Origin of the sequence: Roseateles albus (genome assembly GCF_028595345.1) — a bacterium.
Taxonomy (GTDB): Bacteria; Pseudomonadota; Gammaproteobacteria; order Burkholderiales; family Burkholderiaceae_C; genus Paucibacter_A; species Paucibacter_A albus.
The window spans coordinates 590,175-602,461 of sequence record NZ_JAQQXT010000001.1; the positions used below are offsets into that span (position 1 = coordinate 590,175).

The 12,287-nt window shown below is 64.1% G+C and carries 9 protein-coding genes; 6 read left to right on the forward strand and 3 right to left on the reverse strand.

Annotated features, from left to right (window positions below):
- The first annotated feature begins 359 nt into the window (after positions 1-359).
- The 6 genes from PRZ03_RS02425 to PRZ03_RS02450 are packed head-to-tail and all read left to right on the forward strand — an operon-like array spanning position 360 to position 7,629.
- Positions 360-1,574, forward strand: a complete 1,215-nt coding sequence (locus PRZ03_RS02425; RefSeq protein ID WP_273598858.1) for an SIS domain-containing protein — start codon at positions 360-362, stop codon at positions 1,572-1,574.
- Positions 1,552-2,499 carry an ROK family protein gene (locus PRZ03_RS02430; protein WP_273598859.1) on the forward strand — a complete coding sequence of 316 codons (948 nt, stop codon included), beginning with the start codon at positions 1,552-1,554 and terminating at the stop codon, positions 2,497-2,499. The genes PRZ03_RS02425 and PRZ03_RS02430 overlap by 23 nt, the downstream gene beginning before the upstream one ends.
- A gap of 29 nt (positions 2,500-2,528) precedes the next feature.
- A complete protein-coding gene (locus PRZ03_RS02435; RefSeq protein ID WP_273598860.1) occupies positions 2,529-3,863 on the forward strand; it encodes a D-tagatose-bisphosphate aldolase, class II, non-catalytic subunit in 1,335 nt (444 codons plus the stop codon).
- 39 nt (positions 3,864-3,902) lie between these two features.
- A complete protein-coding gene (locus PRZ03_RS02440; protein ID WP_263534158.1) occupies positions 3,903-4,694 on the forward strand; it encodes a DeoR family transcriptional regulator in 792 nt (263 codons plus the stop codon).
- A gap of 5 nt (positions 4,695-4,699) precedes the next feature.
- On the forward strand, positions 4,700-5,797 hold the full coding sequence (gene nagA, locus PRZ03_RS02445) for an N-acetylglucosamine-6-phosphate deacetylase (RefSeq protein WP_273598975.1): 1,098 nt from the start codon (positions 4,700-4,702) through the stop codon (positions 5,795-5,797).
- Positions 5,798-5,817: 20 nt separating this feature from the next.
- Positions 5,818-7,629, forward strand: a complete 1,812-nt coding sequence (locus PRZ03_RS02450; RefSeq protein ID WP_273598861.1) for an MFS transporter — start codon at positions 5,818-5,820, stop codon at positions 7,627-7,629.
- A 16-nt stretch (positions 7,630-7,645) separates the two neighbouring features.
- Here the strand turns inward: PRZ03_RS02450 and PRZ03_RS02455 are convergent, their stop codons facing one another.
- From PRZ03_RS02455 to PRZ03_RS02465, 3 genes are read right to left on the reverse strand one after another with little or no spacing between them, the layout of a single operon-like run.
- On the reverse strand, positions 7,646-10,648 hold the full coding sequence (locus tag PRZ03_RS02455) for an adenylate/guanylate cyclase domain-containing protein (RefSeq protein ID WP_273598862.1): 3,003 nt from the start codon (positions 10,646-10,648) through the stop codon (positions 7,646-7,648).
- Between the two features lie 41 nt (positions 10,649-10,689).
- Positions 10,690-11,919 (reverse strand): hypothetical protein, encoded by a 1,230-nt coding sequence (locus tag PRZ03_RS02460; protein WP_273598863.1) that lies wholly within the window; start codon positions 11,917-11,919, stop codon positions 10,690-10,692.
- Between the two features lie 60 nt (positions 11,920-11,979).
- Positions 11,980-12,213 (reverse strand): hypothetical protein, encoded by a 234-nt coding sequence (locus PRZ03_RS02465; protein WP_273598864.1) that lies wholly within the window; start codon positions 12,211-12,213, stop codon positions 11,980-11,982.
- Between the last annotated feature and the right edge of the window lie 74 nt (positions 12,214-12,287).

Consider the following 12,287-nt stretch of genomic DNA (forward strand, 5'->3'; position numbering starts at 1 on the left):
GGCGGCCTTGATCAAAATGACTTGGTCGAACTCTAGGCACCCGACTTGCAACAGTCAATTGAGTGAAAGTCAGACCGAAAGATATACGGCGAAATATAGTGAAAACCACTAGAAATAATCATTTGAAACGAAAAAATCATTGCGGCTGCGGCGTTGACTTGGTCCTTTGAGTGCTGAGTCAATTGGACTTTTCGCGAGCTATAGCTGCAATCTGCGCGTTCTGTGCTTGCCATTCCTGGTCTCGATTGGCTCTTGAAATTTGTTCTTTCTTTTTTCTTTCGACTTTGCTAAAGTGAAAGTCAAATTGCCTGTCGGCGATCTCGCTCGACTGTCTTCACCGTCTGTTTCCACTGCGCTCAATGAACCCATTACTGACCCGTTCCCGCGATGACTGGCAGGCCCAAGGTGGCCTGTCAACGGCCGAGGAGATTGCCCAGCAGCCGATGGTGTGGCGCGAGCTGGCGCAGTCCTTGGGCCCCGCGCAGCAAGCAGCCTTGGCGGCTTTTCTTGAGGCATGGCTGCGCGAGCCAAGTCATCAGGTCATCCTGACCGGCGCCGGTAGCTCGGCCTATTGCGGTGAGGGCGTGGTCGATGAAATCAACCGCCTGTGGCCTGCGCAGGTGCGCGCGGTGCCGACCACCAGCCTGATCTCGCATCCGGCGCTCTATTTGCGCCGCGATCAGCCGACGCTCTTGGTGTCTTTCGCGCGCAGCGGCAACAGCCCGGAGAGTTTGGGTGCCGTCGATCTTGTGCGTCAGCTGGTGGATCAGCCGCGTTTCTTGAACATTACATGCAATGCCGACGGCTCCTTGTTCACGCGCAATGCCGCCAAGCGTGACAGCTTCAATCTCCTGATGCCCGCTCGCTCCTGTGACCGGGGCTTCGCGATGACCAGCAGCTTCACTTGCATGCAGTTGGCGGCACTGCTCGCTTTCGGGCGCGACAGCTGGGATGCGCGGCTGGCCCGTGTCGAAGCGCTGGCGACGCAGGCCGAGCGGCTGCTGCGCGACTGGGCGGCGCCGCTGGCCGCTTTGGCGCAAGAGCCGTTTGCGCGCCTGGTCTATTTGGGCAGCGGGCCGCTGGAGGCCTTGGCCAAAGAGTCGGCCTTGAAGATCCTGGAGCTGACCTGCGGCCATGTGCTGGCTTTCGCCAACACCTGCCTGGGCTTTCGTCATGGCCCCAAGTCGATTCTGAACGAGAACACCTTGGTGATGGTGTTTCCGTCCAGCGACGCCCATGTCCGCAAGTTTGACGCCGACCTGGTGGCCGAGCTGCAGCGCGAGGGCGTGGCGGGACGGGTCTTGCAAGTGGGGCTTGTGGCGCCGGCTGGATCAGACTCCCCGGCCGACCTCATTGCGCCCGCCGGCAATCTGCTGTGCAGCGTGGGCGCCGAGCTGGCGGCCGCGGGCGACTGTTGGCTGGCGCCCTTGTGGTTGTTGGCGGCGCAGCAATATGCGCTGCACCGTTCCGCCGCGCTGGGGCTGACCCCGGACAACCCCTTCCCCGACGGCACCGTCAACCGCGTCGTTCAAGGCGTCACCCTTCACGCTTATGTCGCAGCCGTCCAGCACTGAGGGCATGCTTTACGGTGTCGACATAGGCGGCACCAAAATGGAGCTGGTGGCCTACCAGGGCGCGGACTTGACCGCGCGCTGGCGGCGCCGAGTCGACACGCCGACGAAAGATTTCACCGCCTTTGTTGAGGCGCTGGCGGGCTTGGTGGAGGCGGCCGATGCGAGCCTGGGTCAGCGCGGCGCCATCGGCCTGGGCCTGCCCGGCGTGGTCGACCCATGCAGCGGCTTGCAGCTCAGTTCCAATGTGCCGGCGCTGAACGGGCAAGCGGTGGCGCCGGCCTTGACGGCGCGCTTGCAGCGCCCGGTGGCGATAGGCAATGACTGCCAGTGTTTCGCGCTGTCCGAGGCTTGCGGTGGCGCGGCGGCCGGCGCCGAGAGCATGTTCGGGGCCATCTTGGGCACCGGCGCCGGGGGCGGCTATTGTGTCGGCGGGCGCTTGCTGCGCGGCTACAACAGCCTGGCCGGCGAGTGGGGCCATTGCAGCTTGCCCGCCACGCTGCGTGAGCAGCATGGCCTGCCGCTCTGGCCCTGCGCATGTGGGCTGAGCGCTTGTTTGGAGCGTTATGTGTCCGGCAGCGGGCTGGCCGCGCTGTACCAATTTTTTGGCGGGCCGGCGCTTGATGCGGCCGCCATCAATGCACAGGCCGAGGCGGGTGAGGCCTTGGCGCAGCGCACGCTGGCCGTGCATCTGGACCTGCTCGCCCACGGCCTGGCCGGGCTGGTGCTGGTCTTGGACCCGCATGTGATCGTGCTGGGCGGCGGCCTGTCAAAGCTGCAGCGCCTGTACCGCGATCTTCCTGCCGCCGTGGCGCGCCATTTGTTTGCCGGCGCGCGCGTGCCGCCGATTCTGCCGCCCGCGTTTGGTGACGCCGGCGGCACGCGCGGTGCGGCCTTGTTGGCGCGGCAACAGCAGCAGCAGCAATAAAAGTCCATTCCCAATTTCTGAGAACCTCCATGTCGCATCTTCTTGACATCATCAGCGCCCACCGCCAAGGCCGGCCGGTCGGCATCTACAGCGTCTGCTCGGCCAACGAATATGTATTGCGGGCCGCCTTTGAACAGGCGGCGCGTTACGGCACGCCCTTGTTGATCGAGTCAACCTCGAACCAGGTCGACCAGTTCGGCGGCTACACCGGCATGAACCCCGTGCAGTTCCGCAGCTATGTGCTGAAGCTCGCCGAAGAGGCCGGCTTCCCACCAGAGCGTTTGGTGTTGGGCGGTGACCACCTCGGCCCCAATGCCTGGCAGCATCTGCCGGCCGCCGAGGCGATGGGTTTTGCGACCGAGTTGATCCGCAGCTATGTGGCGGCGGGCTTCGAGAAGATCCATCTCGATTGCAGCATGGCTTGCGCGGATGATCCCAAACGGCTGCCGGACGCCATCGTGGCCGAGCGCTCGGCGCAATTGGCCCTGGTGGCCGAAGCCGCCGCACAGGCCGCCGGTTTGGCGGCGCCGGTCTATGTGATCGGCACCGAAGTGCCCATTCCCGGTGGCGAGGCTTCGCTGGGCGCCGGCGTGGCGGTGACCACGCCTGCGGCGGCAGCAGCCACCTTGGCCGTGCACGCGGCCGCCTTTGCCGCCCATGGGCTGCAGTCTGCTTGGCAACGAGTGATTGCAATGGTGGTGCAGCCGGGTGTGGACTTCGATCACAGCCAGATCCAGCATTACGAGCCCGCTGCCGCGACCGCGCTGTCTAACTTCGTCGCTCAGCAGATGGATCCGCCGGCGCTGGTCTTCGAGGCGCATTCGACCGATTACCAAACCGAGAGCGCCATGCATGCGCTGGTGCGCGATCATTTTGCGATCCTGAAGGTCGGCCCGGCGGTCACCTTTGCGCTGCGCGAAGCCTGGTTTGCCTTGGCGGCGATCGAGCGCGAGATCGTTCCGTTTGGGCGGCAGTCGCAACTGCCGGCGGTGCTGGAGCAGCGCATGTTGGCCGAGCCCAAACATTGGCTCAAGCATTACGCCGGCACACCGGCTCAGCAGCATTTGCTGCGCGCTTATGCGCTGAGCGACCGCTGCCGCTACTACTGGGGCGATGCGGCCGTGCTGGCCGCCGTGGCCAAGCTGATCGCCAATTTGGAGCAGCAGCCTATTCCCTTGCCGTTGCTGAGCCAATACCTGCCCGAGCAGTTCGATGCGGTACTTGCCGGCGATCTGGCGGCCCAGCCTCGCGCGCTGGCCCAGCACAAGGTGGGCATGGTGCTGGCGCGTTATGCGCGGGCCTGCAGCCGCAACCGGCATGCCGCAAGCGAAAGTACCAATGCTCAAAATCTTTCGTTTGCATAAAATGCTTGCTGTCAAAACGAAAGAGTTGAAAAGTAAGCCATGAGCAAGAACGAAAAGCCGCCAAGCCGCAATACCGGCCAGCGTCGTGAGCAAATCATGCAATTGCTGATGGAGCAGGGGCGCGTGGATGTGTCGGACTTGGCGCCCAAGCTGGGCGTGTCCACGGTGACGATTCGCAGCGATCTGGCCGCTTTCGAGGAGCAGGGTCTGGTCACGCGCAGCTACGGCGGTGCCGCGCTCAAGCGCATGCCGCCGCAAGAACACAATATTCGCCAGAAAGACGGCTTGAACAGCAGCCTGAAGGAGCGCATCGGCACGCGTGCCGCGCAGATGGTCAACTCGGGCGACAACATCATCATCGACTCCGGCACCACGACGATGGCCTTGGCCCACCACCTGCGCGAGTTGCGCAATGTGACGGTGATGACCAACGGCCTGAACATCGCCTGGGAGCTGGCCGATGCCGAGGGCGTGGAGCTGATGCTGACCGGCGGCCTCTTGCGCAAGAAGTCGCTCTCCATCCTGGGCACACAGGCCGAGGCCTGCTTGGGCGGCTATATCTTCGACAAGCTCTTTCTCGGCGTGGACGGCTGCGACCTGCAGTTCGGCTTGACCACCCACCATGAGGCGGAGGCCAGGCTCAATCACATGATGGTGGAGCGGGCCAAAAAGGTCATCGTGCTGAGTGACTCCAGCAAGTTTGGCCGCGTCAGCCTGCACCGCATCGTGCAGCTCGACCGTGTGCATACCTTGATCACCGACGCCGGCATCAGCAGCGAGTACCGCGACGGCCTGCAGCGTTTAGGCATAGAGCTGATCATCGTCGAATGAAAACAATGCCAAACAGCTTGTCGGGACGCATCCTGACGCCGGGCGGCTGGCTGCTCGGCCGGATCGAATTCGCAGAGCATGTACTCAATCTTTACCCCGATGCTGACGCCCCATCCGAGCTGAGCATTCTGCCGGGCTTCGTGGACCTGCATGTGCATGGCGGCGCGGGTGTGGACATCATGCAGGGCGGTGATACGGCGGTGCAGGTCGCGCGCGCTCATGCCCAGCACGGCACGACGGTGATCTTGGGCACGACCATGACCGCCAGCCCGGCCGCTATTGAACATGCCTTGGAGGGCCTGGCGGAGGCGATTTCCCAGCGCGCGCCCGGCACGGCCCGCATCCTCGGCGTGCATCTGGAAGGCCCTTTCATCAGCGAGAAGCGCCTGGGCGCTCAGCCCAATCTGGTCTGCTCGGCGACGCTGGAGCAGGTCTTGCATTACCACTCGATTGCGCCGATCAAGGTCTTGACCCTGGCGCCCGAACTGAGCGGGCACTTGGCATTGATCCCGCAACTCAAAGAGTTGGGTATCCGCGTGCAGATCGGCCATTCGGCCGGCAGCTATGAAGAGGGGCTGGCGGCGCTGCAGGCGGGCGTTGCGGGCTTCACCCATCTGTTCAACGGCATGACGCCGCTGAATCATTACCAGCCCGGCATGGTCGGTGCGGCCCTGGCCCATGCCGAATATGCGGAGTTGATTCCGGATCTGCAGCATGTGCATCCAGGTGCAATGCGCGCCGCCATCCGCGCCATCCCCAAGCTCTTTTGCGTCACCGATGCGACGGCCGCCACCGGCATGCCGGACGGTGAATATGCGCTGGGCTCGCAAACGGTGATGAAGTGTCTGGGCTGCGTGCGTCTTGCTTCGGGCTCGCTGGCCGGCAGCGCGCTGACGATGGACCAGGCGCTGCGTAATTTGGTCTCCATCGGTCTTGATCTGGCGGCTGCGTCGAACTGCCTGTCCCGCCACCCGGCCGACTATCTGGGGCTGCCCGATCGCGGCCGCATTGCGCCGGGCGCCTGGGCCGACCTTGTCGTCTTGGATGCCGATCTGCAAGTGCAGACCGTCGTCATCGAAGGTGAATTGGTTTCTCTCGTTTGACCGTTCAAGGAACGACCCGCATGAATGCACCCGCTTTCGCCATACCCATGGCCGCCAATGATTCGCCCAAAGTCTGGTCTATGCGCTTCATGCTCTTTATCGCCGGCATGGGCGGCCTGCTCTACGGCATCGACATCGGCATCATCGCCGGCGCGCTGCCCTATCTGGAGTCCACCGCATCGGTAACGTGGCGTTTGAGCGCACAGCAGCTTGGCTTTATCGTGGCGGCCGTGCTCTTGGGCAGCGTCTTGTCGTCTTTGTTTGCTGGCGCGCTGGCCGATTGGGTCGGCCGCAAGAAGGTGATGGTGCTGAGTGGTTTGTTGTTCACCTTGAGCATCCCCATCATTGCCTTGGCCGACGGTTACACGCCGCTGCTGCTGGGGCGTTTGCTGCAAGGCATCAGCGGTGGCTTGATTGGCGTGGTGGTGCCGCTATACCTGGCCGAGTGCCTGACGGCCGACAAGCGCGGGCGCGGCACCGCGATGTTTCAACTCTTGTTGACGATAGGCTTGGTGGTGGCGGCCTTGATCGGCCTTTACTACGCCCGCGAGGTGGAGGCCTTCGCCGGCGGCAGTGGGGACGCCTTGTTTGCGGCCAAGGACCAGGCTTGGCGCAGCATTTTCTGGATTTGCCTCGCCCCTGGTTTGGTGTTTACCGTCGGCTGCTTGTTCCTGAGTGAGTCGCCGCGCTGGTTGGTCGGGCGCGGCCGCCCGGCCGATATCCGCGTTGCGCGGGCCGCGCTCTTGCGCAGCCGCAGTGCGGCAGCCACCGAGCAAGAGCTGAGCGATATGCAGCAGGCCCATGCAATCTCGAACGGCTCGGCGGGCCAAAGCCAAAGCGCGCGCGAGCCTTTGCTGAGCCGGCGCTATCTCGTGCCCTTTGTCTTGGCCTGCGTGATCCTGGCCTGCACCCAGGCGACCGGCATCAACTCGATCTTGGCCTATGTGGTGAACATCTTGAATCAAGCCGGCTTGAGCGGATCGACGGCCAATTCGGCCGACGTGGCCATCAAGGTTTTGAACGCGGTGATGACCGTGGTGGCGCTGCTGCTGGTGGACCGCAAGGGGCGCAAATTCCTCTTGATGATGGGCAGTGGCGGCATCTTTTTGTCTTTGATTTTGGCCGGCAGTTTGTTCTGGTCGGCCGAGCGGGGCCGCGTTGACGTGACGCCGGCCCTGCAGCAGCTGGTGCAGCAAGACCGTCTGCAGCTGAGTGTCGATGCTGCTGGCCTGGCCCGGCTCGGTGTGGCCGCAGGCGGCGCCCCGCAACAGCTGACCCTGTCCTACGCCTTCGGCGACTTCAGCAATGTGCAGAGCCGGCGCAGCGACGAGCTGGATGCCCGGCCGATCGAGATTTCACGCGAGCACACAGTGCAAGCCGACAGCGTGATCGGGGCCTTCTTTCGCCGCTTGCATCTGAACCCCTTTGCCGACCCCGTCAGCGCTGCCAGCGCGCCTTTGGTCATTACACAGGCCCTGGTCGGCCCGGTGCCCAGCGCCACCCATGGCTGGCTGGTGACGGCTTGCATCTTCGCCTTTGTGGCCTTCTTCGCGGTGGGGCCGGGCGTGTGTGTCTGGCTGGCACTGTCGGAGCTGATGCCCACGCGCATTCGCTCCAACGGCATGAGTATTGCCTTGCTGATCAATCAGTTTGTGTCCACCACGATCGCGGCGGTGTTCTTGCCTACCGTCGGCAATCATGGTTATGCGGCGATGTTCTTTTTCTGGGCCGGCTGTACGGTGGTCTATTTCTTGGTGGCGGCTTTTGTGTTGCCGGAGACCAAGGGCAAGACGCTGGAGCAGATCGAGGCGCATTTCGCGCGTCGGCGCTGAAGCCTGAGCAAAGCTGCTAGACGCAGGCCATCAGACGCCGCGTCTTTTGCAAATGCCAGGCCATATTCAAGGCTTCAAATGAGGCTGCGGCTTCACTCAGCTGGTGCTGGGCCGGCTCACCCAGGGCCAGGGCAAGTTCGGCCGCGCAGAGTTGATTGACGGCCGCCTCATGCGCCGAGCCACGCAGCGCGGCCACACGCTGCGCGGCCGCTAAGTAATGACTAGCCCGCGCGGCTTGGCCGGCGTCAGCGGCCAAGCGGGCCGCCGCCCGGTAGGCCATGGCCACGCCTATCCAATCGCGCTGACGCGCCCGCCGCAAGGCCTGTGCGACCTGCAGGCGCGCGCCGGCCGCATCACCTTGCTCGGCCAGCAGCTCGGCCCGCCAACCGTGAATCAGCGAGCTGAACAAGCCGCCGCCGCGAGATGCCAGCCAGTTCGCGGCAACCTGCAGGCCCAGCGCGGATGCTGCTGAGCGCTCGGTCTCCCAGTCAGCGAAAGCGCAAACCGCATGTCCCATCGAATAGGTGAACAGGCTGCGTACCAGGCCGCCGATGCGCTGCGCCTCGGCCGCGGCCTGCCGTGCCTCGGGCCAGCGGCCCTGCCACAAAAACACCGCCGCTCGCCAACCCTGCACCGAAGCCTCAACGGCATGATTGCTGCCCTGAATGATGGCCAGCGCCTCATCAAAGCAGGCATGCGCCTCGCCAAACTGGCCTTGATCACCCAAGACATAGGCGCGGCAAGCGAGCGAATAGGCCAGGCTGACGGCCGGCCGTGCGGGCGGTACCGTCGCCTGATTCAAGGGCCGCAAGAACGCGATCGCCTGATCCAGCAAGCCCAGCGCGGCCGGGTAATCTGCCGCTGCGGCCAATAGCTGGCCCTGCGCGCCGAGCAACTGCGCGAGCAGCGCGCCATTGGGGGGCTGCTTGACTTGCGCCGCCAGCAGCCCGCGCTCGCAGTGCAAGAGTCCTTCTCGCACCTCGCCCAGCGCATAGCTGGCATAACCCAGCCAATAGTCGGCCCGCGCAATCAAGTCTGCGTCGCCGCTGCCTTGAGCCAGCTGCACCGCATGCTGCAGCACCCGCAGATCGGCTCTTGAGGCGTCAAACACGCAGGCGATGCCGAAGCGCTGCGCGATAGCCACCCAGCGCATATCAATGACGCCGCTGCTGGGCAGATGCTCCAGCGCCGTCAGGGCGGCGCGGTATTGCTTTTTGGCGCGGTCCAGCGCCGAGGCGGCCAGGGCTTGATCGCCGGCCCGCTCGGCATGCAGGGCGGCTTCCGCCCATTGCTCGGCCGCTGCCGCGTGATAGCCCAATAGTTCATCGGTGGCCTGGCGAGGCGTGTCGTGCACCTGTGAGCGCAACTCCGCCGCGATATGGCGGTGCATGGCCTGACGCTCATGCCAGCCAATCGACTCGTAGACCACGTCCCGGGTCAATCCATGCTTGAAGCGAAAGAAGCCGGCTCGCCGGTCCGGGAAGACAAAGTCGCGCTCGGCCAGCGCCAGCACGGCCGGGTCCTGCTCGGTGCATCCGGTCAAGCGTTGCAGCAGCCAAGTCGGGATGACATTGCCGATGACGGCTGCGGCGCGCAGCAAGGCCGCTTGCTCGGGCGCCAAACGTGCGACCCGCGACAGCGTCAGCGCGGCCAGCCAGGCCTGTCCCGCCGAGTCGGCCCGGGGGCGTATCAGCGCCCGGCGGCCGGCATGTTCATGCTTGATGGCGTGACACAGCTCTTCAATGAACAGCGGGTTGCCGCCCGCATGGCGCTGAATATCGAGCGCCACAAAAGGGTCGGTATCGGGCAAGAGCTGAACAATCGCCTGTTCGGCATCGCTCGCGTCGAAGGGCGCCAACTCCAATACCCGGGCCCCGTCGGCCTGCAGTTCGGTCTCTTGCGGCCGGCTTGCCGTCAGCAGCAGCAAGGGCAGTTGCTGCTCGCGCGCCAGCGCATACACGCGGTGCAGCAAGAGGAGGCTGGCGTCATCGGCCCATTGCAAGTCATCAATGAAAATCACTTGGGGTCTTTGGCGGGCCAGTGCTTGCAAGAGCTGCAAGAGCCCGGCCGGCCGGGCCGCGGCCTCGGCCGTCAAGAGCGCGGCGGCAATTCCCAGCCCCTGCGAAGCCAAGGCACGCAGCATCTGCAAATAAGGCTGCAGTGGCTCGGCGCTCAAATAGCTCTCGCAATAGCCGCGCTGCACCTGGCAGTTCTGGGTGGCCGTGCGAGCCAAAAATTCTTCGGTCAGCCGCGTCTTGCCCACACCGGCACTGGCCCGAATATTGATCCAAGCCGGACGACCCTGCTGCGCTTCGGCCAGCGCAAGTTTGAGTTGCAGCAATTCGAACTTGCGGCCCACAAAAGGCGCCAAGCCGCGCTGCTGGCTGGCTTCGAAGCGCCGGCCTATCGCGGCCCGACCCTTGATGGCATAGACCGCCAGCGCGCTGCTGCGGCCCTTGAGCAGCACCAGCCGGCGCTCACTGGTTTGGAAGTAATGGCAATGCAGGCCCAGGGTCTCTTCGCTGACGAGGATTTCATCGGCGCCGGCCTGGTCAGACAGGCGGGCGGCGAAATTCGGCGTGTTGCCCAGCAGATCGAAACGCCCCCTGACCGCGTCGCCTTCTTCAACCAAGACAATGCCGGCGTGGATGCCCGAGTGCAGGCTCAGCTCCTGACCATGCGGCCATTGGCCGCTGCTGCCGGGTGGGCGCATCAAGCGCACCAGCTGGTGCAACTCAAGCGCGGCCTCGGTGGCGCGCCGCCCATCGTCTTCGCGCATCTGCGGGTGGCCAAAGATGGCCAACATGCCGTCACCCTGGATCCGAACGACCGTGCCGCCGTGGCGTGGCACCACGCTTTGGTAGAGCGCACGCAAGTCGCGCAGCATCAGCGCGTAATGCTCAGCCTGCATGGCGTCCGCGAGCCGGGTGGACTCGGATAAATCGGCAAACAGCACGGTCAAATTACGGCGCTCGCCCGGCGCTTGCGGCGCCGACGCGCGATCGGTCGGATGCATCATGGGCAGAGGTATTTTTCACCTCATCATAGAGGGACTACACCTTAGCGCGACCCCAGCGGCGCCGAAAAAGCCGGTAAATCTTCTTCCCGCAAACCGAGGTAAACGGGCAGCCCGGCGCGGCGGTGGATATTGATCTTGGCGTTATAGACCCGGTGCGGGCGGCCATGCTTGTCGCTGATCTCGAACTCGCTGATGCCGAAGTCGCCGGCCGCATTGCGGCTACCGGTCAAGTAACAGGCAATTTCATCGATCTCCGCGCCGGCCAGGGTCAGACCGTTCAGCGCCTTGAGGGGGCGCCGGGTGCGCTCGACAAAGTCCACCGAGTCGAGCCGCTGGATCTCGCCGCTGTGTTCATCGCGCATCAAGGTGTTGAACTTGCCGAGCAAAATCTGCCCCGGCAGGGCTCGCTCGATCATGCGGGCCAGCTCTATCGTCACTTGGCCGACCAAATAGCTGAAGGAGGTCGGGTTGAGCCCCTCGCTTTGATAGAACTCATAGTGCGAGCCGACATGGAAAGCGGCGCGCAACTGCGGCACCGACTCGGGCCGGCGTGCCCGCTCCCGCGCCAAGGCGTTATCGGCCAGGATGAACTGCAGCAGTTGGTACAGCTCGACATTGGCCTCGATGCCGCGCATGCGGTTCCAGATATAGAAGCCGTCGCCGGTAGTGGTGCGGGCGAAATTGATATTGATCTCTCGGTCCAGCAGCTTGGCATAGGCCGCATTGACCGAGCAGGACAGGCTGTTGAGTTGCACCACTTGCTGCAGCGGCGTCAGCAGCGAAAACCCAACCGCGTCGAACAGAATCACCGCCCGGTCCTCGACCAGACGAATGCCATAACGGGCCACGATGGCGGCGATCAGATCCAGCCCCAGCCCCAGCTCGGGTGCGAAAGGCAGGGCGATGAAATGCGGCCTCAGGCCCAGCTCGGCGGCGGCTTGGCTGAATTGCTCTGCCGGCAGATGCGCTTGGTTGGCCAGTAACTCGTCCAGCAAGCGGCCGCGCCGCAGGGCCTCTTCGGGGTCGGCCGTGGCCTGGGTGAACTCGGTCAACAGCGGGTGCGGTGCGACCAGCACGGCCAAGCCTTGCTCGCCTTCGACGCCGGGCGTCCAGGCAAAAATCAGGTTTTCGCCCAGGTCCCACAGCGCATAAAGCAGCTGGTCAAGCACGACGATGTTGTCGCGCACCTGGGCCTCGCTCAGGCCGCTAGGCAAGGCATAAGCCATGAAGCCATCAAGCCAAGATCTGCGCTTGCGGATTTCTTCGGTCACTCGACGCTCCCCTGATCAATGCTGAAGTCAGCATTGTCGGGGAAAGGTTTGCTGCTCTGCTCAAACCCGACGCACAGTTGGTTTGGCCGCAGCCAACATCAGCTGCTGCATCTGACTCTTGGCGCTCAGGCCGGTGACGACGACGCGCGGCAACTGCACCAACTCGGGCCGAACTGACTTGCCGGTGATCACCACCCGGTCCAGTTGCGCCGGCTCGGCTGCCTCAGCAGCGTGGGCGCCGGCGGCGAAAAGGGTGGCGGCAAAAAGAACTGAAACAAAGGCTGGGGTACGCATGATGTGAGGCTCCTGGGGTGAACATCGAAGCGGCGCTTTGGGGACTCAATGCCTGCTTCGTTGAACTCAGTATC

What these genes read in the sequence shown, in the direction of transcription:
- nagA (WP_273598975.1), top strand. Translation starts at nt 4,700, where the DNA reads ATGCCAAACAGCTTGTCGGGACGCATCCTGACGCCGGGCGGCTGGCTG.
- PRZ03_RS02440 (WP_263534158.1), top strand. Translation starts at nt 3,903, where the DNA reads ATGAGCAAGAACGAAAAGCCGCCAAGCCGCAATACCGGCCAGCGTCGT.
- PRZ03_RS02425 (WP_273598858.1), top strand. Translation starts at nt 360, where the DNA reads ATGAACCCATTACTGACCCGTTCCCGCGATGACTGGCAGGCCCAAGGT.
- PRZ03_RS02455 (WP_273598862.1), bottom strand. Translation starts at nt 10,648, where the DNA reads ATGATGCATCCGACCGATCGCGCGTCGGCGCCGCAAGCGCCGGGCGAG.
- PRZ03_RS02465 (WP_273598864.1), bottom strand. Translation starts at nt 12,213, where the DNA reads ATGCGTACCCCAGCCTTTGTTTCAGTTCTTTTTGCCGCCACCCTTTTC.
- PRZ03_RS02430 (WP_273598859.1), top strand. Translation starts at nt 1,552, where the DNA reads ATGTCGCAGCCGTCCAGCACTGAGGGCATGCTTTACGGTGTCGACATA.
- PRZ03_RS02435 (WP_273598860.1), top strand. Translation starts at nt 2,529, where the DNA reads ATGTCGCATCTTCTTGACATCATCAGCGCCCACCGCCAAGGCCGGCCG.
- PRZ03_RS02450 (WP_273598861.1), top strand. Translation starts at nt 5,818, where the DNA reads ATGAATGCACCCGCTTTCGCCATACCCATGGCCGCCAATGATTCGCCC.